This is a genomic window from Actinacidiphila paucisporea (assembly GCF_900142575.1).
In the GTDB taxonomy this organism is placed as follows: Bacteria; Actinomycetota; Actinomycetes; order Streptomycetales; family Streptomycetaceae; genus Actinacidiphila; species Actinacidiphila paucisporea.
Genome location: NZ_FRBI01000019.1, coordinates 43031 through 67947, shown reverse-complemented (window position 1 = coordinate 67947; position 24917 = coordinate 43031). Strand labels below are relative to the sequence as shown.

Genomic DNA, 24917 nt, shown 5'->3' with positions numbered 1-24917 from the left:
AAACACTAGTGGCACCGCGTGCCAAGCGATAGGGCACGGCGTGCCCCCATACGGGTGACTCGACCGGTGCCAGGCCGGCACCAGACCGGCACTAGACCGGTGACGCCTCGAGGATGGACAGCGGTGACGCCGTCTGGATCACGCGGTCCAGGCGGAAGCCGGCCTTCGCGAGCAGGGCCCGGGTATCCGCCTCGGTGCGTTCCCGGCCGCCGACGAGCAGCATCATGTCGAGGTCCGAGAGCTTGCCGGGGTGGGTGCCGTTGCCCTCCGGGATGATGAGTTCGATGACCAGCAGGCGGCCCGCGGGGGCGATCGCCCGGCGCACGTTGCGCAGGATCACGACCACCTCGTCGTCCGGCCAGTTGTGGATGACGTTCTTCAGCAGATAGCAGTCGCCGCCGCTGGGCACCGTCTCCAGGAAGGACCCGGACTCGACGGTGCAGCGGCCCGCGAGGCCGGCGCCCCGCAGCAGGTCCTCGGCGCCCGCTGCGGCCGTCGACAGGTCGAACACGACGCCTCTGGCGCGCGGAGTCCGGGCCAGGATCGCGGCGAGCATGGCCCCCTGACCACCGCCGACATCGACAATGGTGCCGAAGCGACGGAAATCGTAGGCGGCCGTGACCGGCGCCAGGGTGAGGTTCGAGAAGTCGGTCATCGCGTCGTTGAAGACCCCGACCAGCTCCTCGTTGTTCTCGAAGTACGTCCACACGTCGACGCCGCGGACCTTCTCCATGACCGGCTCGCCGGTGCGCACGGAGTCGAGCAGATAGGACCAGTGCTCGCGCTGTTCCGGCGCGTTGGTGAACATCGCGATGGACCGCATGGGCATCTCGGCGTCCGAGCGCAGCGTGCCGGCGAGCGGGGTCAACGCGTAGCGCCCGGACGGGTCGGCGCGGAAGACGCCGTAGCCGGCAAGGGCTCTCAGCAGCCGATTGACCCCGTCCGGGTCCGCGCCGACCTGCTGGGCGATCTCCTCCGCAGTACGGGGCCCGCCGGCCAGCACGTCGGCGATGCCCAATGTGGCGGCGACTTGGATCGCCTGGCTGACCATGCCGGCCGTGATCATCTCCAGCATGGTCACCGACGCGGGCATCATCCGCTGGTGCAGCCGGTAGACGCGCTCCCGCAGCCGTTCGACGATCCGCACCAGCCGGGGCGGCGGCATTTTCTGGCTGTTCGACATCGCAACTCCCCCTGTTACGTAGCCCGCCGGCTTCCCCCGGCTCCACGCGACGCGGCCCGGCGGTGTCCGCGACACCTCATGTGGCGGGATCCCGTCTCAGCATGTCCGGGCACCGATTTGTCAGGCAGAATTGTCGCGGGAGACGAGACAAAGACGGACTAGTGGTCTGGGGGAGGCCAGTGGGACGCCCCGAACGAGCTGTGGACCCTGCCGCCGGGCCGGTGGCCGAGTTCGCGGCGCGGTTACGTGACCTGCGGCAGTCGGCCGGCGGACCGTCCTACCGGACGATGGCGCGTGCGGCACACTACTCCGCTGCCACCCTGGCCCGCGCCGCGGACGGCAGCGCCCTGCCGACTCTGGATGTCGCCCTGGCCTACGTGGAAGCCTGCGGCGGGGACTCCGCGGCCTGGCGCGAGCAGTGGCGCCACGTGTCCACCGCACGCCGCGGGGCGGCCGGGCGGGTGACGAGTCCGATGGTGACACCGAGGCTCAAGGGTCCGGTCGGCCTTCCGACGCCCCGTCAGCTCCCCGCCGGCACGCAGCACTTCTCCGGCCGCGAGGAGGAGCTGGAGCGGATCTCGTCCCAGCTGTCGACACACCGCGACGAGGACTCCGCCGCGGTCACCACCGTGTGCGGCGGCGGCGGGATGGGCAAGACCAGCCTGGTCCTGGAGTGGGCACGGCGCCACACCGCCTCCTTCCCCGACGGCCAGCTCTACGTCAACCTCCGGGGATTCGATCCCGGCGGACCTCCTTTGGACCCGGCCACCGCGCTGCAAGGGTTCCTGCAGGCCCTGGGGATGTCGCAGGAGGCGATCCCGCCCGATCCCGACGCCCAGGCGGCTCTGTACCGCAGCCTGGTGGCCGGCCGCCGGATGCTGGTGGTCCTGGACGACGCGGCCGACACCCGGCAGGTTCTGCCGCTGCTCCCCGGCAGCGGCCTGATCCCCGTCCTGGTCACGAGCAGGCGGCGCCTCGACGGGCTGGCCACGACGCACGGCGCGCGCCGTATCCGGCTCGACGCGCTGCCCTCCGCGGATGCGCGGACGCTGCTCAGCCATCGCATCGGACCTCAGCGGGTGGCCGCCGAGCCCGCGGCCGCCGAGGAGATCCTCGACCGCTGCGGAGGACTGCCGCTGGCACTGACGATCGCGGCGGCCCGGTGGAGCGCTCGTGACGGTTTCCCGCTGGCGGATCTGGCCGCCGAACTGCGGGACGAGAGCGCGCGGCTGGACGCGTTGGAGGTCGAGGGGTCGATGGTGGGCCTGCGGGCGGCGCTGGAGTGCTCCTACCGGGCGCTCTCCGAGCCGACAGCGGCGCTGTTCGCCCTGCTGGGGTCGGTGCCGTATCCGGAGATCAGCGCGGAGGCGGCAGCCGCTCTGGCCGGGCAGCCGCCCCAGACGGCCGGAGCGCTGCTCCGGGAGCTCGACGACGCGCATCTGGTGACCCAGCCGGCCCCCGGACGCTATCGCATGCACGACCTGGTGCGGTTGTACGCCGCCGAGCGGGGCCAGGTCCCGCAGGGGCCGTCCGCCGAGGCCGCTCGCGCGCGTCTCGCCGAGTTCTACCTGCAGTCCCTCTTCCGGGCCGAGCGGCAGCTCTACCCGCAGCGCGCCGCCATCGCGGTACCCGATCCCGCCGCCGACGTCGATCCGCTCAGCTTCGCCGGCACGCCCGAGGCGCTGTCCTGGCTCGACACCGAGTACGCGAATCTCCTGACGTTGCGCCAGGAAGCCGTCGCGCGAGGCTGCCACGAAGTGGTCTGGAAGATGGCCTGGGCCCTGATGACGTACCGGATACGCCGCGGCCGGATGCGCGACGACCTGGCCTCCTGGCGCGACGCGCTGGCCGCCGCGCCCCATCTGACCGGCCAGCCCGAAGCCGTGTACATGGTGCACTGCGGTTACGGCGGCGCCTGCGTCCGCGTGGGCCGGCACGCCGAGGGACTCGACCACCTCGTACGGGCCAAGGTGCTGGCCGAGGCAGCCGGCGACGTCTTCAGCCTGGCCGAAGCGCACTTCCACCTCGCCGTCGCCTGGCACTACGCCGACGACGGCTGCCGGTCCATGGCCCACGCCCTCCAGGCCCTGGCCCTGTTCCGGACGATCGGCGACCCGGTCTGGATCGGCCTGTCACTCAACGCCGCGGCACGCTCCGCCATCGGCCTGGGCGCCCTGGAGGAAGCCCGCGCTCACGCACAGGCCGCCTACGTCCTGGCGCGTACCCACGGCCAGACCGACGCCGAAGCCGAGTCCTCGGTCAACCTCGGCTACATCGCCCAGCAGACCGGAGACCCGGCGTCAGCCCTGGAACACTTCGAACACGCGGTGCGGATCCACCGCAAGCGCCGCAACGTCTACTTCGAAGCCGACGTCCTCGAACAGCTGGGCTACGCCCACGTCCACCTCGGACAGACGACGGCGGCCCGGCAGGCCTGGCAACTGGCGGCCGAGTCCTACCGGGGCCAGTGGCGCCTGGCCGAGGCCGAGCGGGTCGACCACCTGCTGTCCGACGAAGGCCGATGGCGGTCCGGCGCCCTTCCGGCGAGCCCGACGCTGTCGGGGATCCTCTGCTTTTCGGTCGTGCCGACCTGAGGAGGTGAGGTCACGACGGGGCCTGGCGCCTGCCTCGACGCGGCGTGACCTCGCCGACCTTGCCGTTCCGGCGATCGGGAGACGTGCGTTCCGGATAGCGAGACGGTACGGAGACCTCGCCGTTGCCGCGTCGTCAGTGCTGCTTTCGACCATGGAGGAATGGGCGATGCGGCGGGGAACGGCAGCGCGGCGGGCCGGACGGGGCGAGGTTGCGCGCTCGTCGTGCTGTTGGTGTGCGGGCTGGTGTTCGCGGTGTGGTTCTCCGTGATGTGGCAGGTCCAACACGCATGGAACCGCAAGCCACCGGATGTCGCGGCGTTCGCCGCCAGGGCGGACACGAGAGCTGCGGACAAGGATGCCGCGCGAGCCGACTCGGCCGCTTTGGCGGCGCTGAAGTCCGCCCTGCCCTGGGCGGTGCCGCTCGGCACCTCGGTGGCGGACTCGTGCGCCACGCAGCAGGAGAACCCTGACATCGGTCGGCGGATCTGGGCGCCGGTCAGCTGTGTTCGCACCACGGTCGCCTACGTGGCCTTCGACGGTGACATCCGCAGCCGCCTGCACCAGCTCGACGCCGCGCTGGGCTCACGAAGCTGGACCGGCGAGTCGTCGCCGACCACACTGGCCGCGACGGCGACATGGATGCGCCGGCCCAGCTCGGCATCACTGATACCTGGAGAAGCCATGACCAGCAGGTTCACGGAATTGGTCATCGACTGCCACGATCCGCAACGGCTGGCAGCTTTCTGGTGCGAAGTCCTGGACTTCACCGTGCTCGACAGCAGCGAGGGCAAAGTCGAGATCGGCTCCTGGGAGCCGACCGTCGAGGCCGTGCGGGGTGGCCAGATGCCACCGACGCTGCTGTTCATCCGGGTGCCCGAGGGCAAGACCGTGAAGAACCGGCTCCACCTCGACGTGAGCCCGATCGACGCCGGCACCGACGACGAGGTCGCCAGGTTGCTCGGTCTCGGCGCCACCAGGGTGGACCTCGGTCAGGAGGGGCGCGCCCGAAGCTGGGTGGTCATGGCCGACCCCGAGGGCAACGAGTTCGATGTCCTGCGCACCCTGGCGCCTACCTCACCGCTGGAGCAGACCGAGGAAGGAGCGTCGACGGACGCTGTGGGTCGCGGACACGGTACGTCCGGCATCTGACGGGCCGATGCGGACTTCCACGGAGGCAGCCGGAGCCACCGCCTCAGTTCCCCCAAGGACCTGTGCAACAGGCCATGTGGGCAGCGAATTTGCAACTTCGACATCGCTCGCGGAGACGGCTACCTTCACCTGGTCCTCGGTGGTCCCCCACAGTCCCGCAGGTGTTCCTCCAGGCTGAACCAGCCGCGACGCGGTGAGTCGGCCACGCCCCACGAACCCTCGCCCCTGCGCGTAAGCCACCGAACCAGGGCCAACAATCAGGAACCCCCAGCCAGGGAGCGACACATGTCCCATCTTGCTCTGTACACATTCGGCGTCCTGAAGACACCTCTCGCCGATCCCGCACCTCTCACGCGCGAGTTCTACGACATCGGTGGGGCCGTCTACCGGAAGATCAGTCAGCACCCCGGATACCTCGCGCATGCCGAAGCGGCGGACGGTGACCGGGGCGCACTCTTCGAGGCGGACTGGGGCGCATGGGGGGAGTTCGCCGTACCGACCTGGTACGGCAAGGGCCGTAGGGCGGAAACCACCGCCCTGGCCGCGACCCTCTCGCTCTGGACCGACCTGCGCCCCGCCTTCGACGCCATCTACACCGGTCAGCACCGTGAGGCGCTGAACAGGCGCTACGACTGGTTCGAGAGGACAGGAAACCCGAATTACGTGTTCTGGTGGGTCTCCGACGACGCGATACCCACCTGGCGGGTCGGAGTTTCCCGACTGGAGCACCTCCACGACCACGGCTCCACGCCGCACGCCTTCACCTTCCACCACGCGTTCGCCCCGGATGGAACTCCCACGAGGAGCCAAGGCATCGGGCCGAAGAGCGACCGGGTTCGCTGTTCGACGCCCGATTGAATGACGGCGAACAGCGACGGCCTGGCTTTCCTGCGTGCGCTGGCCACCGCCGCGGCGACGAGCCAGTACGACTCGTTCCTCACCACCACGCAGGCGAGCGCGGCCGCCACCTTGGTCGCCGCACTCGGCGGAAACGGTGCCGCCCAGGGCGACAAACAGTGAGCCGCCCACATTGTGCAGGCCGCATTGCCCACCTCTGCGCCTCCGTGGGTTGCCGCTGCCGCCGGCCGGGCCCGGTCAGGGGGTCACTGCGGCCCTGGCGTCGGACGGGAGCCGGTCGACGATGCTGTCGCGGCGTCATGTCCGGGATCGGGAGCGACCAGCGGTCGGATGCGCAGCGCCCGTGCGACCCAGGTGGGCATCCACCAGTTGAAGCGGCCGAGGAGAGCGACCAGTGCGGGTGCCAGGATGCCGCGGATGATCGTGGCGTCCAGGATGATCCCAGCGGCCAGGCCGGTGGAGAGGATCTTGACGTCGGTCTGCGGGACGCCGCCGAGGGCGACGAAGGCGAGGAAGAGGATGAGCGCGCCGGAGGTGACCAGCCGGCCGGTGTGTCCGATGCCGGCGATGACCGCCTTGTCCGTCGAACCGCTCGTGGCGTACTCCTCGTTGATGCGCGTCAGGATGAACACCTCGTAGTCCATCGACAGGCCGAACAGCAGGGCGAAGACGGCCAGCGGAACCCACAAGGTGACCGCGCCGGTGGCCGGGGCGTTGAACAGGGTCTGCGTGGCGTGGCCCTGCTGCCAGACGAAGGTGAGGACGCCGAACGCCGCGGCCAGGGACATGGCGTTGAGGAGCAGGGCTTTGACCGGCAGCCACACCGAGCGCAGCGCCCGGGTGAGCAGCAGCACGGTCAGGATCACGATGGCGGCGATGATGAAGACCACGTTGGGGCCGTACAGCGCGTCGATGAAGTCCGCGTCCTGGGCGGGAGAACCACCGATACGCGCGCCGGGCACTTTCGCCGCCGCGCTGCGGACGGCGCTGAGCGTGTCCTTGCCGGCGGCGCTGGACGGGTCGGCGGGTGACCAGGCGTCCACGACTCGCAGGCTCCCGCGCTGCCAGGCGGGCGGCGCGGCCACGGTGATCCCGCGTGGTGCGGGGTACGTCGCGGCGGCGGGCGTGAGGACTTCTGTGGGGCGTAGCACGCCGGCGCCGATCCCTGAGGTGTCCAGCAGCCGGAATCCGGCCTTGGCGTCGGCGGATGCCGTCGAGGCGGTGGCCTTGGCCTGGGGCTCGCCCAGGTTCAGGCCTGCCAAGGGTGCGATGAGCAGTCCGAGTACGGCCAGCGAGCCGGCGGCGGCGATGACGCGGTGGGCGACCACCCAGGTGGCGATGGCGGTCCACATCCGGCTCGTCGTGGAGGCCGGCTTCTTGCGCGGCCATTCCATACGCGGCCCGATGGCGTCCAGGACGACCGGTAGCAGCGTGGTGGAGACGCCGATGCTGAACAGCGGGATGAGCATCCCGGCGAGTCCGATGCTGCGCAGGAACGGCACAGGGGTCAGCGCCAGGGCGGCCAGGCTGACCGCGACGGTGACACCGGAGAAGACCACCGAACTGCCCGCGGTCCCCGCCGAGGCGATCACCGCCCCCCGGTTCGCCTCGGGCGCCGCACGGCGAAGCGGCGTCTGTGCGCCGCCCGGTGTGCCGCCGCTCGTGTTCCTCGCGAGCTCTTCGCGCCATCGGGTGACCACGAGCAAGGCGTAGTCGATGGCCACCCCGAGGCCGACCAGCGCGACGATGTTCTGTACCAGCGTCGACATGGTGGTGGCATAGGTGAGGGCGTAGATCACGACGAATGCGCTGGGAATGGCCACCGCCGCGATCAGCAGCGGCAGCAGGGCCAGGAGCGACCCGAACACCACGGCCAGCACCACCAGGGCGGCGACACCGGCGAACAACGTCTCCGCCAGCACGCTGTTGCCACTGCTGGAGCCGCCTGAGGCGAGCACCGACGCGCCCGTGACATGCACCGGCGCACCTGCCACCCGCACGTCGGCGAGCGAGCGGGTCAACGCGGGCAGAGCCTTGCTGTACGGGTCGGAACTGGTGAAGTCAGGTACCGGGTAGAGCAGGGCGAAGGTGGTGCGGCCGTCGGCCGAGACGAAGGCCCGGTCGTGTGTGGCCGGATACGAGGCGGTGCGCGCGCCGGGCAGGGCCTTGGCCGCGGAGTCGAAGGCCGCGGCCAACCGCCGTTCGACGCCGGGAGAGTCGACGTTCGCTCCGGCGGGCAAGTGGACGACGGCCACCAGCGGCGGGTTGTCCCCGCCGGAGCCGAACCGGCTCACGATCGCGGAGTTCGTCTCGAAAGCGGGCTGGCCCGGCAGGTCGAAGGTGAACGACAGCCGACTGCTGGACTGGCTCGCGGCGACGGCGCCGGCCAAGGCCAGGACGACCCACAAGGCGATGACGAGCCAGCGGTGACGAACGGACCACTGCGCCAGGCGGGCGGTCCCCGACAACCGGACTGATTCACTGACTGAATGGTCCATGCCGGCAGGCTACCCTGCCGCCCATGAGGTATCCGGCATGACTCACCACCACCCGACCGGGCGTACCGGCGGCGACGCCGACAGCATCCTGCACGGGCTGCGCCGGTACGCGGTCGCCTCCACCCAGCTCGCCCACAGCTTCGCCTCTGCCCAGGGCCTCCAGGCCAGCGACCTGCAGGCCCTGCTGTCGGTGATCCAGGCGCAGAACGCGGGGACCGCGTTGACGCCCCGCACGCTCCGGGAGCACCTGGGCCTGTCAGCCGGCGGCACGAGCTACGTCATCGACCGGCTGGAGGCGTCAGGACACGTGCGGCGCAGTCGCGACAACCCCGCCGATCAGCGGACGGTCCACCTCTACCAGACCGACCAGGGGCGGGCGACCGCGAGAGCCTTCTTCGGACCGCTCGGCCACGCCACGAGCCAGGCGCTGGAATCCCTCACCCCCGGCGACCTCGACGCTCTGGAACGGTTTCTGACGACGGTTTGCGACACCCTGGAGGCGTACCTGCCCGACGCCGGCGACAACCGCCCGACGTAGCCGCCCGACGTAGCGGAGCCGAGCGCCGATCGTGCACGAGAACCCCGGGACGCGACCAGCGCACCGTCGCACGCCGTAAACCCGGCGACGTGGACGGTCATCGCCGGGATACTGACCGCCCATGGATGAGGTCGAAGTCGTCGTCGCCCATTCCGAGCGCGCGACCCTGCGCGTGGGCGATGTGTTCTTGAAGGTGGACGCCGATCAGGCGCGCATCGACGTCGAGGTCGAGGCGATGGTCCTGGCACCGGTCCCGACCCCGGAGGTCCTGTGGCGCAGGCCGCCCGTGCTCGCGCTCGCCGCGGTCCAGGGGACGGCGCTCGGCCGTCTCGGCGAACCGTCGACCGCGTCCACGGCGGCGTGGGGCGCGGCGGGTGCCGCCGTCCGGACGTTGCACGACGCGCCGTTGCCGGCCCGGCAGGGCCAAGCCGGCCGGAATCGCGAGGAATTGGCGGCGGAGCTCGACGCCGAGTGCGAGTGGCTGGTGACGAACGGCGTCCTGCCCGCCGACCTGGTCACCCGCAACCGCCAGGTCGCCGAGGCCGCGTTCCGGCCGTGGACTCCGGTGTTCACGCACGGCGACCTGCAGATCACTCATGTCTTCGTCGACGGTGACGAGGTCACGGGCATCATCGACTGGTCCGAGGCGGGCCGGGGCGACGCCCTGTTCGACCTCGCCATCTTGACGCTCGGACACGAGGAACGCCTCGGCGACGTCGTAGCCGGCTACGGCACCGGCGTCGACCTCGACGTGATCCGCGCGTGGTGGTCGCTGCGGAGCCTGCTGGTCGTTCGCTGGCTGACCGAGCACGGCTTCGACCCGTTCGCTCCGGGCTGCGAGGTCGACGTGCTGAGATCCCGGATGTGAGGCTGCGCGGGCCCTGGGATCTGCCGGTGTCATCCTCCTCCGGATGCCATTGCCGCTGCTGCAGCTGCGGCTTCTCATAATTGGTCAGCCTCCGGACCGATCTGCCGGCGCAGCGTGTTGCAAGAGATGGAAACTTCGGGGTTCCCACCGGGCGGAACGTCACGCGTGGAAGTAGTGAGCAATCCGCCATGGGCTCGGCGACGAAGAGCTTGCATGACCGACAACCGACGCAGGGAGCCCGCCCGTCCCGCGGGCACCACGAGTGATGTGCGGGAGCCGCTGCCACGGCTCCTGCCGTCGCGGTCGCGCACCGGTGCGGGTGCGGGACGTCGTTCGGGGCGCCTTGTCCTGGGCGCGGTGTGCGGTCTGTCGGCCGGGGCCGCGGCGCTCGGTGTCGCCGAGCTGGCGGCGTCCGCGGTGCGGCCCCAGGCCAGCCCGGTGGTGACGGTCGGAGGCGCGGTGATCGACCGTACCCCGCCGGCCCTGAAAGACTTCGCGGTAAGGCACTTCGGCACCAACGACAAGCCGGTGCTGGAGTCGGGCATCGTCGTAATGCTCGCGCTGTTCGCCTTGACCCTGGGCGTGGCCGCGCTGCGGTTCCGCCGCTCTGCCTCAGCAGCAGTGCTGGTGTTCGGGGTGGTCGGCGTGCTCGCTGCCCGGAGCCGGCCGGACCGGCACGGCCTGGACGTCTTGCCCCCGGTGGTGGGCGCAGCGGTGGGCACGGCGGTGCTCTGGATGCTGGTCGGCATCCTGGCGCTGCGAGGCGCCCCGCCGGCGTCCCCTCCCGATCCCAATCCCGGTCCCGCACCCGCGGCCGACCCGGCTGCCGACGCCGGTCCCCCCAGTCCTCCTCTCCCCGAGCCCCGCTCCTTCGACCGCCGTCGCTTCGTCCTCGCGGCGACCGCCACCGCGACCGCCTCGGCCGGGGCGGGACTGCTCGGTCGGACACTCAACAGCCGGCACGGCGCGGCCGCCGCCGCCTCCCGTGCGGCGGTCGTCCTGCCCCGGCCCGCCTCGCCCGCACGGGCGGTGCCGGCCGGCGCCGACCTGCGGGTGCCGGGCCTGAGCCCCTTCCTCACGCCCAACCCGGCCTTCTACCGGGTCGACACCGCCCTGGTCGTGCCGAAGGTGGACGCCACCACGTGGCGGTTGCGCCTGCACGGCCTCGGGGTGCGGCAGGAGTTGAGCCTGAGCTACGCCGACCTGCTGCGCCGTGACCTGATCGAACGGGACATCACGCTGACCTGCGTGTCGAACGAGGTGGGTGGCCCGTACGTCGGCAACGCCCGCTGGATCGGCGTGCGGTTGGCCGACCTGCTCCGCGAGGCCGGGGTGCAGCCGCCGTCGCGGGGCGGCCCGAGCGACCAGCTCGTCGCCCGATCGGTGGACGGCATGACCATCGGCTCTCCGGTGGAGACCGTCATGGACGGCCGCGACGCGATGCTCGCCGTGGGCATGAACGGCGAGCCGCTGCCCTTTGCCCACGGCTTCCCGGTCCGCGTCCTCGTCCCCGGCCTGTACGGATACGTGTCGGCGTGCAAGTGGCTCCAGGAGCTCGAACTGACCACGTTCGACGCATACGACGCGTACTGGGTGCGAAGGCGCTGGTCGCGCCGGGCGCCGATCAAGACCGAGTCGCGCATTGACACCCCCAAGCCGTTCGCCACCCCGAAGGCCGGCTCCGTACCGGTGGCCGGCGTCGCCTGGGCGCAGCACCACGGTGTCGACCGGGTCGAGGTGCGGGTCGACGGCGGCGCCTGGCACACCGCGCGGCTGGGAGCGCAGGACTCCGCCGACACCTGGCGGCAGTGGGTGTGGCCGTGGCAGGCCACACCAGGCGAACACACGCTGGAGGTCCGCGCGACCGACCGCGAGGGCCGGACGCAGCCGGAGTACCGGGTCGGCACCCTCCCCGACGGCGCGACCGGCTGGCACTCGGTGGTGGTCACCGTGACCTGACCTCACCCCGCCTGACCTGACCCGGCCCATCGCCTCTTCCACCTCTCACCCCTTCACCCCCTTACGGAGTGCACCATGCGCGCTTTCTCCACTCGCCGTCTCCTCGTCGCCGCGACCGCGGCATCCGTGCTGCCGCTCGCCGTCACCGCCTGTTCGAGCAGCGACAAGGACTCCTCGTCAAACGCCGGCGGCGGCGCCTCCGCATCGGCCACCACGTCGATGCCGTCCTCGCCCGCCACCTCAGCCGCCGCCGCAATGAACCAGCCCTTCGGGCCCGGTTGTGCGGCCGTACCGAAGTCCGGCGCCGGCAGCTTCGACGGGATGTCCACCGCGCCGGTGGCCACCGCGGCCTCCAACAACCCGGCGCTGTCCACGCTGGTCTCGGCGGTGCAGAAAGCCGGCCTCGTCGACACCCTGAACAGCGCGCAGAACATCACCGTCTTCGCGCCCACCAACGACGCCTTCGCCAAGCTGCCGAAAGCCACCCTGGACAAGGTCCTGGCCGACAAGGCGATGCTGACCAAGATCCTTACGTACCACGTGGTCGCCCAACCGGTGAAGGCACCCGAGGGCCTGGCCCACGGCACGTACACCACCCTGGAGAAGGGCACGCTGACCACGTCGGGCTCCGGAGAGTCGTACAAGGTCAACGGCAGCGCCAACGTGGTGTGCGGCAATGTGACGACGGCGAACGCGACCGTCCAGATCATCGACACCGTCCTGATGCCGCCGAGCAGCTGAGCAGCTGAGCCGAGGAAAGAGCGGAGAAAGGAGCCGAGGCGACCAATCCGGGCCGGTGACGGCTGCGAATACCTGCTGACCGTTCTACCCACGGAGGTGCCTATGCGCGTGGCGGCACGCGACGACCAGGACCCGGAGCCCCGTTCCGGAGCCCTGGAGACGCTGCTCGACCGCGTCTCCCGTGGCGACCAGCAGGCGTTCGAAACGCTCTACACCGCCGTCGCCGGCGCCGTCCTCGGACTGGTGCACCGGGTCGTCCGCGACCCGGCGCAGTCCGAGGAGGTCGCCCAGGAGGTGCTCATCGAGGTCTGGCGGTGCTCCGCGCGTTTCGACCCGCGGCAGGGCACCGCCATGGCCTGGATCATGACGCTCGCCCACCGCCGTGCGGTCGACCGGGTCCGCTCTGCGCAGGCGTCCGCCAACCGCGACCAGAAAGCCGCATCGCGGGACCACGGCACGCCGTTCGACGAGGTCGCCGAGCAGGTGGAGCGGCGGCTCGAACGGGAACAGGTACGGCGCTGCCTGCAGCAGCTCACGGAACTCCAGCACGAGTCGGTGACCCTGGCCTACTACCGGGGCTACACCTACCGGGAGACCGCCGACCTGCTCGACGTGGCCCTGGGCACCGTCAAGACCCGACTGAGGGACGGCCTGATCCGGCTCCGCGACTGCCTGGGGGTGACCGCGTGAACACCGATGACCTGCACACCGACGACCTGCACACGCTGACCGGGGCCTACGCTCTGGGCGCGCTCTCGGACACGGAGTCCGGCGCGTTCGCCCGGCACATGGCGCGGTGCCGGGCCTGCGCCCAGGAGGTACAGGAGCTGCGCGAGACCGCAGCCCGGCTGGCGCTGGCCGTGGCCGAGGCACCGCCGGCGCGGATGCGGGTACGGGTCATGGCGGCGCTGCCCGAGGTGCGGCAGTTGCCGCCCCTGACTTCCGGGGATCCGCAGTGTTACGGGTACCCTGATCCCTTCGACGCTCCCGGGCCGGCGCAGGGCGGCCCGGACCCCTTCCGGCCCTCCGGCCGGGCCGGCCCTCCGCCCGCCCGCCCTGTACTTGTGGCCCCCCGCCGCCGGTACCAGCTGCCCGCCCTGGTCGCTGCCGCCTGCCTCGCGGCGGCCGTCGCCTCCGGCGTCGCGGTCGACGCCCGGCACCAGGCGGACGTGGCGCGCGACCACGCCGCGCGGGCCGAGCAGCAGGCGACGGCAGTCACCGCCGTCGCGTCCGCGCCCGACGCCACTTTCCACACCCGCCCGCTGGTCGGCGGCGGCACCGCGACCGTGGTGGCGTCCGCCCAGCTGGGGAAGGCGGCCGTCCTTTACCACGACCTGCCGCGGCTGCCGAACGACCGCGTCTATCAACTGTGGTTCAGCCGGGGCGGCACCATGGTATCCGCCGGCCTGCTCGCCTCCGGGCCCACCGGCGGCTCGCTGCTGCTGGAGGGCAGCACCACCGGCGCCGACGCGGTCGGAGTGACCGCCGAGCCCCACGGCGGCTCCCGGGCGCCGACCGGCTCGCCCCTGGCTCTTCTCCCCCTGTGACCCGCCGCCGGGACCTTGCCGGCCCGTCGGCACGGAAACCACTCGGACCGGCCGCGCTGCGAACCTCGCGAGCGCCGGGAGGGCGGGGAGGGGGGCACCGGCGTACCGCGCGCCATCAGGGCCTCGGCCACCGCCCGGGTCCGCGACCCGTTGATCGGTCTCCGGCTTTGATCACCTTGCCGTCTCGCGTTCAGTGCCGGGGCGGCTGGCGGGACCGGAGCAAGCCCGGCCGAGGCGGCTTCCACTGCCTGCCCCTTCCGCTGGGCGCTTATTGCATGGCTGCCAGCGCGGCGCGAGCCGCCGGGACTGCAGCGGATTGAAGTGGGGGTTGATCGCGAGGGCCTGGCTCAGGTCCGTGCGGGCTGCGGCGGTCTCGCCGAGGGCTCGTTCGATCAACGCCCGGTGGTAGTGGAACAGGGCGCTGCGGGTGCCCTGGGCGAGAGCCAGGTCCGATTCGGCCAGGGCCTGCCGGTCCTGGCCATTTGCGTGCAGCGCCCAGGCCAGGGCGTCGTGGGTGTCCATGAAGGGCCGGGTCCTCAAGCCCTGCCGGGCGATGGTCAGGGCGCGAACCGGGTCGCCGTGGTCGACCTCGAAGAGGGCGGCATCCGAGTCCAGGGCGACGCCGTTGGCGGTGAAGAGCTGCTGTTCGGCACGGAAGACCTGATATTGCTGGTCGGCTTCCTTCGTGCGTCCCAGCGACTGGTAGAGCTCACCGAGCTGCAGGACGTATTCGGGTTGGGGGACGCGCTGCACGGCTCGAGTGAGGTCCGTGATCGCGGTGCCGGTCTCCCCGAGTGCTGCTTCTGCGTGGGCTTTGGCCTGCAGCAGGGCGGTACAGGTCGGGGCGACGCGCTGGCCGGCGCGTGCCAGTCGAAGGCGGCGACTGTTCATCAAGCTGCCCGTTATGCGGCTCAAGCTGTACACAAGTGATCACCTGGGGCGGAGGGCCGCAACGCCGCAGAGCCGAAGGGGGCCGCCCTGTCACCCTTCTGGAAGCCTCCGGATGAACGAAACGACCGGCTTATCACCGCCAGGAGCGATCGGCGAGACCTGTACGTCGCTCCGGTGGTCACGGTAGCCCGGGCGGGTGACAGGCCCGGTGACGGGCGGCGACCCGCGGGGCGGCCGGGTAGGGATGTGGATTGCCCCACCTCGGGGCGGTCCTGACCTGCACCGGCGCCGACCGCCTGTTGAAGGACGCTTCGCCGACGCTGGGGCGTCCACTCGGAATTGCCCACCGCAGGCTCCACCGCCCACGTCACTCCCGGAGGAATGCCTTGATATCCCGCCCGCTGATGCCCACTGCGGCACCGCCCTCCACGTGCACCGAAGAGGGCCGCCATGCCCGGTGACGGGGAACGAGAATCCGACGAGGTCACCAGCCGACGGCGGGGCACCGGGCGCAGGTCGGCGCTGCGGGCGCTGCTCGGGGGCAGCGCCGCCGCGGCACTGGCCGGCCGCGCGCAGCCCGCCTGGGCCGGCGGACCGGGCACGGCCGCGGACCCGGATTCGGAAGCCGCCGCGGTGGCAGGGGCCACTGGCCGCGTGCGGGAGTACTGGCTCCAGGCTGACTCCTTCGAGCACAATCCGGTGCCCAACGGGTACGACGGCATGATGGGCCGGAAGTTCACCCCGGGCGAGACCACGTTCCAGGCGATCGGCTTCCGCGCCTACACTCCGGGCTGGGGTCGCCCGCTGGCCGCCGATCAGGGCGCCGATGGCATCGGCGCGAACACCGGTATTCCCGGCCCGGTCTTGCGCGCCGAGGTCGGGGATGCCGTCAAGGTGCACTTCCGTAACAACGACGTGCACTACAAGTGGCCGCACAGCATCCACCCGCACGGCGTCCAGTACGACCGGGACAACGACGGCGGATGGCTCGCCGGCGAGCCGGACATCCCGGGCACCGCGATCCCCTATGGGGGAACCCACACGTACTCGTGGCACTGCAAGCCCAGTTCGGTCGGCACGTGGTTCTATCACGACCACTCCGTTCCGCAGTCCATCCCCGCACCTGCCGGCGCCCCGGCCCAGCCCAGCCCTGCCGAGGACATGGGCAGCGGTGCGACGATGGAGATCGGTGCCGAACTCGGCCTGCTCGGCATGCTCGTGGTCACCGACGCGAACACCCCCGCGGTGGACCGCGAATTCACCCTCGTCCTGCACGACGCCTACACCGATGACGTCCCGTCCCTGGCACAGGACCTCGACATGTTCAACGGCGGCGCGTTCGTCGACAACACACCGACCTTCACCGCGAAGGTCGGCGAACGTGTTCGCTGGCGTATCGCCGCGCTGGGCAAGGAATTCCACGTCTTCCACATCCACGGCCACCGCTGGGAAAGCGCCCAGGGCTACCAAGGATGGGTCGACTCCCAGATCCTCGGCCCGTCCACCACACTGACCGTGGAGTACACCGAGGACAACCCGGGCGACTGGATCTACCACTGCCATGTCACCGACCACATGATGGGCGGCATGGTCGGCCGTTACCGCGTCACCACATGACCGTCCGAGGGGCTCCGACCGTGGCGCCCGCCGGCGCAGCGGAGCGGGGCCTTTCGGCGCGGCATGCAGAAGGAACGACGCAAGATCCGTGCCTCTCCGAGAGCCGAAGGATCCCTCAGGCTCGCTCCTCGGCGGTACGCACTTCCGGCCGCGGGACCTGGGGCGGGGTCCAGCGCTCCTCGATGCGGCCGAACTTCCACACCCCTCGGGCGTGGATGGACTCAGCGGCAGAGGGTCCGGTCGTGGTCATACGCCCTCGTCTTCTCTCCGTACCCTCCACAGCCGCCGCACGTCGGAAACCGCAGGAATGCCCGGGGCGTACGGCGGGGCGTGCGGAAGCCCTCGCAGGACGGCCGGCCTTGCCCGCGCCCCCGCTTCCACCACTGGGCGAAAGCTTTATCGGCCACCCGGGTGGAGTCGGCCGCCCCGGCCCACCCGGCGGCGTCTCGGGGACGAACAGGGCAGGAGCGTGTGACGTGGCCCACTGGGCCGCGTCCTCCGCCCCAGAGAAAGCCGCTTCATGACCTTTCGCAGAAAACCGCCCGACGTCGGCCGGCGGAAGTCGGCCGCCCTGCTGCTCGCACTGGGCACCGCCGTTGCGGGTGCGGCACTCGCCGGTCCGGGCGCCGGCGTCGGCCAGGCGTCCAGCCACCGGGAGGCGCCGCTGACCGCCTCGCTCGAAGGCGCCACTCCCGGCCACCTCGTCCAGGCCCTGGCCGCCGGTGACCGCGTCAACGGACCCGGGCGCCTGTACACGGGCAGCTTCCCCTACATCGCCCTGCCCTTCACCAACGCGGTGAACCAGGCCGGATGACCCAGGGTCCCGGTGCGGACACGGCCCCACCGGCCCGCACCGGGTACCGGCTCACCCGACCTGCACCAGCCGCCGCCGAACCGCCGCCGAAGCCGAGGACACGACCCCATGCGCCGCCTTGCACTGATCGCCACCGCCGCCGCACTGTGTGCCGGCCTCGCAGGCTTCGCGGCCCTGGAGGACTCCGCCGGCCCGTCCGGCCCGCCGGCTCCCCTGTCCGCCCCCGGGAGCGGCGACATCGGCCGAGGCGGACCGCGGACCATCAGCGCCGCCATCACCACGCTCCAGGCACGGCTGCGGCATCAGCCCACCGACGCCTCGGGCTGGGCCCAACTCGGCTCCGCCTACGTCGAGCAGGCCCGGCTGACGGGCGATCCCACGCTGTACCCCAAGCCCGAGTCCGCGCTGCGACGCTCGCTCACCCTCCAGCCGCAGCACAACACCGCGGCCCTCACCGGCATGGCCGGACTTGCCAACGCCCGGCACCAGTTCGCCCAGGCCCGCACCTGGGCGGACCGGGCCATCACCGACGACCCGTACGCCTGGGCGCCCTACGGCGCCCTCAACGACGCGCTGACCCAGCTCGGCGACGACCAGGCAGCGCAGGACGCCATCCAGCACATGCTGGACCTGCACCCCTCCACCGATTCCTTCACCCGCGCCTCCTACACCCTTGAGCTGCACGGCCGCACCCGCGAGGCCGGCCAAGCCCTGCAACGCGCCCTCCAGGACGCCTCGTCGCCGGCCGACGTGGCCTTCTGCCAGCACTACCTGGGCGAACTCGCCTTCAACACCGGCCACGCGCAGGATGCTCTGAGCCACTACCGGCAGGCCCTGACGGCCGACCCCACGTACACTGCCGCGCTGGCCGGTTCCGCGCGCGGAGGCGGCCCTCGGGCAGACCGACCGTGCCGTCACCGACTACCGAACCGCCGTCGCACGCGTTCCCCGGCCCCAGTACGTCCTGGAATTCGGGGAACTGCTGCAGACCCTCGGCCGGGACGGCGAGGCCCGAACCGAGTACGGCGTCCTCCAAGCCGAGCAGAGGCTCTTCGCCGCCAACGGCGTGGTGGACGACCTCAACCTCGGCCAGTACCAGGCCGACCACGGCGACCCGAACCGCGCCGTCACTGTGCTGACCGCCGAATGGACGCGGCGGCACAGCATCCTGGTCGCCGACGCACTCGGCTGGGCACTGCACCGCGCCGGGCGCGACCCCGAGGCACTGCCGATGGCCCGGCAGGCCGACCGGCTCGGCTGGCGCGACGCCCTGCAGCATTACCACCGCGCCGTCATCGAACAGTCCCTCGGCGACGACCGCTCGGCGCTTGCCGACCTCACCCGAGCGCTCACCGACAACCCCCGCTTCTCCCCGCTTCTCGCGCCCGACGCGCGGACGCGTCTGGCCCGTCTCCAAGGACAGCGATGAGTCTCCCCGCGTGCGCCCGCACCCGCCGCATCCGCCGCGCAGCCCTGCTGCTGGCCGCCGTCCCCCCGTCCCCGCCCTGATGTGGGCGGCAGCCGGCCCCGCCGCCGCCCACCCCCTCGGCAACTTCACCGTCAACCGCTACGACGGCCTCACGCTGCGCCCCGACCGTGTCGAGGACCTCGCGGTGGTGGACACCGCGGAGATCCCCACCCTCCAGGCCAAGCCGGCGATGGACACCGACCACGACGGTGTTCTCAGCACTGCCGAAGCAGCCGGCGAGGCCCGAAAGGCGTGCTCAGCCCTGACCGCCGGCATCCATGCCGCCACATCGCCGGCGCCAGCGGACTCCGCAAGGCCGGAAGTGCTCACCTTCCGTCTGCAGACCAGCAGCTACCACCTCGTGCACGGCCAGGCCGGCCTGGACACCGGACGCCTGGAGTGCCGGCTGACAGCCGAAGCCGCCCTGGGGCGCGGCACCCGGGTGCAGTTCGCCTCCGGCGTCGACGACTCCCGTATCGGCTGGCACGAGATCACCGCACGGGGTGATGGCATCCCCATCGGCACTTCGGACGTTCCCACACGATCGGTCTCGCGGGAACTGCACGCATATCCCGCGGACCTGTTGACCAGCCCACTCGACACGCGCCACGCGGCAGTGGTGCTCGGTGCCGGCTCCGGAGCCGCCGCCGCCGCGAGCACGCCGGGAGCCGGCTGGGCGGCGGACTGGTACACCGAGCTCGACCGTCACCTCGGCGCGCTGACCGACCGGGGCACGCTCACCCTGCCCGTCGGCATGCTCGCGATCCTCATGTCCCTGGTCCTGGGAGCCGGTCACGCCGCGCTTCCCGGGCACGGAAAGACCATCATGGCCGCCTATCTGGCCGGCCGTCAGGGCCGCCCGCGCGACGCAGTCACCGTCGCCGGAACGGTCACGCTCACCCACACCGCCTCGGTACTCGCCCTCGGGGTGGCTCTGAGCGTCTCCTCCGCGCTGGTCGGCGAGGACGTCCTTGCCTGGCTGGGCACGGCGAGCGGACTGGTCATCACCGCTGCAGGGTTGTGGCTGCTGCCCGCGGCGCTGACCACCCTGCGGGACCCGAAACCAGCGACGCCGCGGCACCGCGGTCACGACCACCACCACAGCCCGGCACCGCACACCCACGACCACGCGCAGATGGACAAGGGTGCGGCTACGGCCTCTGCAGGGCCGGACGCCGCGGCGCAGAGCTCAGCGACCGCAGTCCTCGACCACCCACCGACCGCGGACCACGACCCCGACCCCGATCTGGAGCACGACCACGGCCACACTCACGGCGGCCACGACGACCACCACCATGGGCACGAGCACGGGAACCGCCCCCATACCCACGACTGGCTCGGCCGGCATCGTAACGGTCACGCCCCCCGCCCACATCGCGGCGGAGGCGGCCTGGTCGGCATCGGCATCGCCGGCGGCCTGGTCCCCAGCCCCTCCGCCCTCGTGGTGCTGCTCGGGTCCATCGCACTGGGACGCACCGCTTTCGGCGTCCTGCTCGTCATCTGCTACGGCCTCGGCATGGCCGCCACACTCGCCGCCGCCGGGCTCCTCCTGCTCAGACTCCGCGACAAGGTCCCCACATTCGAAGGAAGCCGCTGGCACGCACTGGCCGGCTGGGGCACACGCCTCATCCCGCTGGGCACGGCCACCCTCATTCTGGCCGTCGGAATCGGGACCGCCCTGCGAGCCGTACCCGTGTGACATCGACCATCTCCCAGCGCTCCCCCGCACCCGACCAGCCCCGAGGAGGGCAACCATGCCAACGCCGTCCCGCCCCTCTGGCCGTGCTCGACATGCTCCGCTACTGCACCTCCCAGCGCGCACTGCCCTTCTGCGACCACAAGCCGCCCACCGCCCAGGACACCGCCTGGAACGCCCTCTACGCCCGGCTCACACGGCCCTGATCCAGGACCGGCGTGGCCGACCTGCGCGACAGCACCGATGCCCCTGCCCTGCGGTTGCACGCCACCGCCACCGACGCCTGGTACGACGATCCAAGGCCCAGCGAGCTCACTTCTGGCCCTTGCCGGTCAGGTCGCGGGCGGGGCCTCCGCCAGGTGCCAGATCTCCTCCAGGTCGGACCAGTTGCCGCCGACGCCGGCGTCGTCCCACGGGTCCTGACACGGATCCGTCAGCTGCCACCAGCGGCGGGTTTCCGGGTCACCGGCGATGGCGGCCATGTCGGCGGCGAAGTCCTCCCCGTGGTATTCGAAGTACCCGAAAAGGGTGTCACCGCGAAGGAAGATGCTGTAATTGCGTACGTTCGCGGCGCGCAGCGCCGCCTCGACGCCGGGCCAGACCTCGCGGTGCAGTGCCAGGTACTCCTCGCGGCGCTCCGGCCGCAGCCGGATGGTCTGGGCGATGCGCTTCATGCGGATACCTCTCAGGGCCGGCGCCTGCCGGAGAAGGTCGTACGGTTCCGGCGTGGCGGGTGCGGATGGCATGGGTCTGCCGGGACGCGCGCGGTAGGTGCGCGCGTCCCGGCCGGCGTCACTCCTGGACCTTGCCCCCGGTGATGCGGGAGAGGGCCAGGGCGATGAGGATGATCGACCCGTTGAGGGCACCGATCCACTGGGCGGGGACGCCGCCGAGGGTCAGCACGTTCTGGATCAGGTACAGCAGGAGGATGCCGGTGAACGCGCCGAAGACGCTTCCCCGGCCGCCGTTCAGGCTGATTCCGCCGATTACGGCGGCGGCGAAGACGGTGAAGATGTAGCCGTTGCCCTGAGCCGACGCCACCGAGGCGAGCCTGCCGGAGAGCATGAGCCCGCCGAGGGCGGCGAGGCCGCTGGCGGTGACCATCACGATCCACAGCACCCGGTCGGTGCGGATGCCCGCCGCCTTGGCCGCGTCGACGTTGCCGCCGATGGCGTACAGGGAGCGCCCGAAGCTGGTGAAGCCGAGGACGACGATGCCGATGGCGAACAGCAGCAGGCACAGCCAGACGGACGCCGGCATGCCGAGCCACTGCGTGGTGCCGACGTAGAGCATGGAGCCGGGGAGGTGGAAGAAGGTCTGGCCGCCGGAGATCCCGGTGAGGATGCCGCGCAGGACGATCAGCATGCCGAGCGTGACGATGAACCCGTTCAGTCCGAAGTTGATGACGAACAGCGCGTTGACCGCTCCGATGGCGAGGCCGACGGCGATCGTGACAGGCACCGCCCAGCCTCCGGGCAGGAGGCCGAGGCCGTGCCCCGCGCCCGAGGGCACCGTAAGCCAGGCCGCGACGCCGGGGGCGAGGCCGGCGGTGGACTCCAGCGACAGGTCCATCTTCTTGACGATGAGGACCATGGTCTCGGCCAGGACCAGGACGGCGATCTCCGACATGGTCTGCAGGACGTTGATGATGTTGTCGGTCTGCAGGAAGACCGGGTTGACCAGCTGTCCCACGATGGCGATCGCGATGATCGCCGGGATCAGGGCGAGGTCGCGCAGCCGCGCGAAGGCGATCCTCCGCTCGGCCGTCACGGCCGGGGCCGGCGTCCCGGTGTCGGTCGTCCGGCCGGTGGCCACACTCTCAGGCATCGAGGTCCACTCCTTCCATCGCGGCCACGAGTTCGTGGTCGTTCCAGCCACGGGCCGTCTCGGTGACGATCCGGCCCTGGACCATCGCCAGGACGCGGTCGCAGACGCGCAGGTCGTCGAGTTCGTCGGAGGCGAGCAGGACGGCCGTGCCGTCCTGCGCCGTCTCCTCGACCTTGCGCAGCAGGAAGTCCTTGGACCGCACGTCCACTCCGGCCGTCGGGGTGATCAGCACCAGCAGTTTCGGGTTGTCGGCCAGCGCCCGGGCCATGACGACCTTCTGCTGGTTGCCTCCGGACAGGCCCGCCACCGGCAGGTCGGGGCCGCTCGTCTTGATCGCCAGATGCTCGATCATGGCGCCCGCGATGGCGTCCCTGGTACGTCCCTTGATGAAGCCGTGGCTGCCCAGGCGCCGGGGCACGCTGAGGGTGCTGTTGTCGGCGACGGACATCTGGGGCACGTACCCCTGATGGTGGCGGTCCTGCGGGACGAAGCCGGTCCCGGCTCTCAGCGCGGCGGGGATGCTGCCCGGCCGGGGCCGGGCGCCGTCGATCACCACGGTGCCGGTGTCGGCTGTCCGCAGGCCCACGACGGTCTCGGCGAGTTCGGTACGGCCGCTGTTGGCCGCTCCGGCCAGCCCGACGATCTCGCCGGCCCGGACGGTGAAGGTGACGTCCTCGTACTGGCCGGCCAGGGTGAGCGCGTCCACCCGCAGGGCCTCGTCCGACCGGTGTCCGGTCGGGCGGGGGGCAGCCGTCCGCGCGGACGGTGCGGCGTCCCCGGTCATGGCGGCGACCAGGTCCGCGCGCGCCAGATCGGCCACCGGTGCGGTGACGACGTGCCGGGCGTCACGGAAGACGGTCACCGTGTCGCAGATGTCGTAGACCTCCTGGAGGTGGTGACTGATGAACAGGAAGGTGACGCCCTGCTCCTGGAGGTCCTGGATCCGGCCGAAGAGCCTGCTGATGGCCGCGGCGTCCAGCTGGGCGGTGGGTTCGTCGAGGATGATGAAGCGGGCCCCGAAGGACAGTGCCCGGGCGATCTCCAGGAACTGCCGTTGCTCGATGCTCAGCGCTCCCGCCGGCAGCCGAACGTCGACCTGCACCGACCACTGCTCCAGCAGGTCCCGTGCCCTGCGCCGCACCGCTGCCCAGTCGACCAGCCGCAGCGGACCGCGCTCCAGGCGGTTGAGGAAGAGGTTCTCGGCCACGGTCAGTTCCGGGATGACGGTCGACTTCTGGTAGACGCAGGCGACCTTCCGCCGCCAGGCGTCCCGGTCGGCGAGCCGGGGGGCCGGCTCGCCGTCGAAGCGGATCTGGCCCTGGTCGGGCGCCTGCAGCCCGGTCATGACGGACACCAGCGTGGACTTCCCGGCACCGTTGCGGCCCACCAGGGCGTGTGTCTGGCCCCGGTGGACGGTGATCCGGGCCCGGTCGAGCGCCACGGTGGAGTCGAACCGCTTGACGATGTCCGTCGCTTCGGCGACGGGTGGCGACGTGGCCATGGGTGTCTCCACCTTCCCCCTCACTTGAGGTTGTTGCCCCACAGGGAGGTGTCGGCGCTCTTCACACTGGCCACCCCGCCGTAGGTCGAGCCGTCGGCGGTGACCAGCGGCGCGGCCAGCTGGTCCTCCAGCACGCCGGGCCTGACCTGGACGATGGTGCTGTTGTGGTCGGTCGGGCCCGGCTTGAAGGTCTTCTTGGCCAGAGCGGCCTTGAGGTAGTACAGGGCGTACTGGGCGTACTGGGCGTACTGGTCGGCCGGTTGGGACACGGTGGCGTCGATCTTGCCCGCGGCGATATCGGCGAGTTCCTCGGGGATGCCGTCGTTGGAGACGACGACGATGTGCTTGGGGTCCTTCGGGTCGACGAGCAGTCCGCGCTGCTTGAGCAGCTGCAGCGTCCCTGACAGCGCGAAACTGGACTCCATGTAGACGCCCTTGATGTCGTGGTGGGCGGTCAGGTCGGTCTGCAGCTTCTGTGCGGCGGTGGCACCGTCCCAGTTGGTGGCCTCTCCGTAGACCTTGATCCCGGGGAAGTTCTTCTGCATGCAGGAGTTGAACGCCTCGGTGCGGTCGCGGCCGTTGATGGACGACAGGTCGCCCTCCAGCATGACCACCGCGCCCTTGCCGCTCAGCTTCGTGCCGAGGAACTGGCAGGCCTTCTCGCCGTAGGCGCGGTTGTCGGCGCGGACGACCATGTACACCTTGCCGGTGTCGGGGCGCGTGTCGACGGTGACCACCGGGATGTTCTTCGCCGCGAGCTGATCGAGGGTGGGCGCTATGGCTGCGGTGTCCTGGGGGGCCATGGCCACGCCCTTGACGTTCTGGCTGATGAAGGTCTGCACGTTGGACGTCAGCTTGGCGACGTCGTTCTGGGAGTTGGTGGTCTTCAGCGCCAGCCCGAACTGCTTGGCGTACTGCGGTGTGTACTTGATGTAGGAGTTCCAGAAGTCGGTGTCCGAGCGGGGGTAGTCGACACCGACGACGTCCGAGCCCCCCGCGCCGGAGGACGAGCTGTTGTTGCAGGCAGCGAGCGCGGAGACGGCGAGCACGGCACCGACCGTCGCGGTGACGGCCGTTCTGGTGAGCAAGGACTTCATCGCTTCTTCCTGGAGTCGTCGTGCGGGCGGGGTCGGACACCGGGCGGAGCGCGGTCCCTTCTGCGGGCGCC

At 71.2% G+C, this 24917-nt stretch carries 23 protein-coding genes; 14 read left to right on the top strand and 9 right to left on the bottom strand.

What is annotated here, in order from left to right; translation table 11 throughout:
- Positions 1 to 91: 91 nt before the first annotated feature.
- Entirely contained in the window at positions 92 to 1183 is a 1092-nt protein-coding gene (locus tag BUE44_RS24845; protein ID WP_073501215.1) for a methyltransferase, read from the bottom strand.
- 200 nt (positions 1184 to 1383) lie between these two features.
- On the opposite strand from BUE44_RS24845, the gene BUE44_RS24840 reads away from it, so the two are divergent.
- From BUE44_RS24840 to BUE44_RS37600, 4 genes are all read left to right on the top strand, one after another.
- Positions 1384 to 3777 carry an ATP-binding protein gene (locus BUE44_RS24840; RefSeq protein WP_073501214.1) on the top strand — a complete coding sequence of 798 codons (2394 nt, stop codon included), beginning with the start codon at positions 1384 to 1386 and terminating at the stop codon, positions 3775 to 3777.
- A 681-nt stretch (positions 3778 to 4458) separates the two neighbouring features.
- Positions 4459 to 4926, top strand: a complete 468-nt coding sequence (locus tag BUE44_RS24835) for a VOC family protein (protein WP_159450297.1) — start codon at positions 4459 to 4461, stop codon at positions 4924 to 4926.
- A gap of 285 nt (positions 4927 to 5211) precedes the next feature.
- The gene (locus BUE44_RS24830; protein WP_073501213.1) at positions 5212 to 5784 is read left to right on the top strand and encodes a DUF3291 domain-containing protein; all 573 of its coding nucleotides are present in this window, start codon (positions 5212 to 5214) and stop codon (positions 5782 to 5784) included.
- Entirely contained in the window at positions 5785 to 5946 is a 162-nt protein-coding gene (locus tag BUE44_RS37600; RefSeq protein ID WP_159450294.1) for a hypothetical protein, read from the top strand.
- Between the two features lie 83 nt (positions 5947 to 6029).
- Here BUE44_RS37600 and BUE44_RS24825 read toward each other — a convergent pair whose 3' ends face one another.
- Positions 6030 to 8282 (bottom strand): MMPL family transporter, encoded by a 2253-nt coding sequence (locus BUE44_RS24825; protein ID WP_073501212.1) that lies wholly within the window; start codon positions 8280 to 8282, stop codon positions 6030 to 6032.
- A gap of 37 nt (positions 8283 to 8319) precedes the next feature.
- On the opposite strand from BUE44_RS24825, the gene BUE44_RS24820 reads away from it, so the two are divergent.
- From BUE44_RS24820 to BUE44_RS24795, 6 genes are all read left to right on the top strand, one after another.
- Positions 8320 to 8820 carry a MarR family winged helix-turn-helix transcriptional regulator gene (locus BUE44_RS24820; protein ID WP_073501211.1) on the top strand — a complete coding sequence of 167 codons (501 nt, stop codon included), beginning with the start codon at positions 8320 to 8322 and terminating at the stop codon, positions 8818 to 8820.
- Positions 8821 to 8941: 121 nt separating this feature from the next.
- Complete coding sequence (locus BUE44_RS24815) at positions 8942 to 9688, top strand: aminoglycoside phosphotransferase family protein (protein WP_073501210.1); 747 nt, start codon at positions 8942 to 8944, stop codon at positions 9686 to 9688.
- Positions 9689 to 9901: 213 nt separating this feature from the next.
- Positions 9902 to 11647 (top strand): molybdopterin-dependent oxidoreductase, encoded by a 1746-nt coding sequence (locus BUE44_RS24810; protein WP_079190052.1) that lies wholly within the window; start codon positions 9902 to 9904, stop codon positions 11645 to 11647.
- A 75-nt stretch (positions 11648 to 11722) separates the two neighbouring features.
- Positions 11723 to 12388, top strand: a complete 666-nt coding sequence (locus BUE44_RS24805; protein WP_073501209.1) for a fasciclin domain-containing protein — start codon at positions 11723 to 11725, stop codon at positions 12386 to 12388.
- A gap of 102 nt (positions 12389 to 12490) precedes the next feature.
- Complete coding sequence (sigK, locus tag BUE44_RS24800) at positions 12491 to 13078, top strand: ECF RNA polymerase sigma factor SigK (RefSeq protein ID WP_073501208.1); 588 nt, start codon at positions 12491 to 12493, stop codon at positions 13076 to 13078.
- On the top strand, positions 13075 to 13935 hold the full coding sequence (locus tag BUE44_RS24795) for an anti-sigma factor (protein WP_322940621.1): 861 nt from the start codon (positions 13075 to 13077) through the stop codon (positions 13933 to 13935). Before sigK ends, BUE44_RS24795 begins: the two co-directional genes overlap by 4 nt.
- Before the next feature lie 171 nt (positions 13936 to 14106).
- On the opposite strand, the gene BUE44_RS24790 is transcribed toward BUE44_RS24795, so the two are convergent.
- Complete coding sequence (locus BUE44_RS24790) at positions 14107 to 14826, bottom strand: tetratricopeptide repeat protein (protein WP_143172575.1); 720 nt, start codon at positions 14824 to 14826, stop codon at positions 14107 to 14109.
- A gap of 450 nt (positions 14827 to 15276) precedes the next feature.
- On the opposite strand from BUE44_RS24790, the gene BUE44_RS24785 reads away from it, so the two are divergent.
- Positions 15277 to 16443: a multicopper oxidase domain-containing protein gene (locus BUE44_RS24785; RefSeq protein WP_073501206.1), complete on the top strand. Its 1167-nt coding sequence runs from the start codon at positions 15277 to 15279 to the stop codon at positions 16441 to 16443.
- 115 nt (positions 16444 to 16558) lie between these two features.
- Here the strand turns inward: BUE44_RS24785 and BUE44_RS39355 are convergent, their stop codons facing one another.
- Complete coding sequence (locus BUE44_RS39355) at positions 16559 to 16693, bottom strand: hypothetical protein (protein ID WP_265737175.1); 135 nt, start codon at positions 16691 to 16693, stop codon at positions 16559 to 16561.
- 270 nt (positions 16694 to 16963) lie between these two features.
- On the opposite strand from BUE44_RS39355, the gene BUE44_RS24780 reads away from it, so the two are divergent.
- On the top strand, positions 16964 to 17257 hold the full coding sequence (locus BUE44_RS24780) for a hypothetical protein (RefSeq protein ID WP_073501205.1): 294 nt from the start codon (positions 16964 to 16966) through the stop codon (positions 17255 to 17257).
- Between the two features lie 51 nt (positions 17258 to 17308).
- On the opposite strand, the gene BUE44_RS37155 is transcribed toward BUE44_RS24780, so the two are convergent.
- The gene (locus BUE44_RS37155; protein WP_143172574.1) at positions 17309 to 18058 is read right to left on the bottom strand and encodes a hypothetical protein; all 750 of its coding nucleotides are present in this window, start codon (positions 18056 to 18058) and stop codon (positions 17309 to 17311) included.
- Between the two features lie 268 nt (positions 18059 to 18326).
- Here BUE44_RS37155 and BUE44_RS35995 point away from each other — a divergent pair, with 268 nt between their 5' ends.
- Positions 18327 to 18686 carry a tetratricopeptide repeat protein gene (locus tag BUE44_RS35995; RefSeq protein WP_143172573.1) on the top strand — a complete coding sequence of 120 codons (360 nt, stop codon included), beginning with the start codon at positions 18327 to 18329 and terminating at the stop codon, positions 18684 to 18686.
- A gap of 10 nt (positions 18687 to 18696) precedes the next feature.
- Complete coding sequence (locus tag BUE44_RS24770) at positions 18697 to 20424, top strand: HoxN/HupN/NixA family nickel/cobalt transporter (protein WP_200804513.1); 1728 nt, start codon at positions 18697 to 18699, stop codon at positions 20422 to 20424.
- A 329-nt stretch (positions 20425 to 20753) separates the two neighbouring features.
- On the opposite strand, the gene BUE44_RS24765 is transcribed toward BUE44_RS24770, so the two are convergent.
- From BUE44_RS24765 to BUE44_RS24750, 4 genes are all read right to left on the bottom strand, one after another.
- A complete protein-coding gene (locus BUE44_RS24765) occupies positions 20754 to 21095 on the bottom strand; it encodes an L-rhamnose mutarotase (protein ID WP_073501204.1) in 342 nt (113 codons plus the stop codon).
- A gap of 118 nt (positions 21096 to 21213) precedes the next feature.
- Positions 21214 to 22248: an ABC transporter permease gene (locus BUE44_RS24760; RefSeq protein WP_079190049.1), complete on the bottom strand. Its 1035-nt coding sequence runs from the start codon at positions 22246 to 22248 to the stop codon at positions 21214 to 21216.
- Complete coding sequence (locus tag BUE44_RS24755; RefSeq protein ID WP_073501202.1) at positions 22241 to 23749, bottom strand: sugar ABC transporter ATP-binding protein; 1509 nt, start codon at positions 23747 to 23749, stop codon at positions 22241 to 22243. The genes BUE44_RS24760 and BUE44_RS24755 overlap by 8 nt, the downstream gene beginning before the upstream one ends.
- A 20-nt stretch (positions 23750 to 23769) precedes the next feature.
- Complete coding sequence (locus BUE44_RS24750) at positions 23770 to 24837, bottom strand: sugar ABC transporter substrate-binding protein (protein WP_107415828.1); 1068 nt, start codon at positions 24835 to 24837, stop codon at positions 23770 to 23772.
- Between the last annotated feature and the right edge of the window lie 80 nt (positions 24838 to 24917).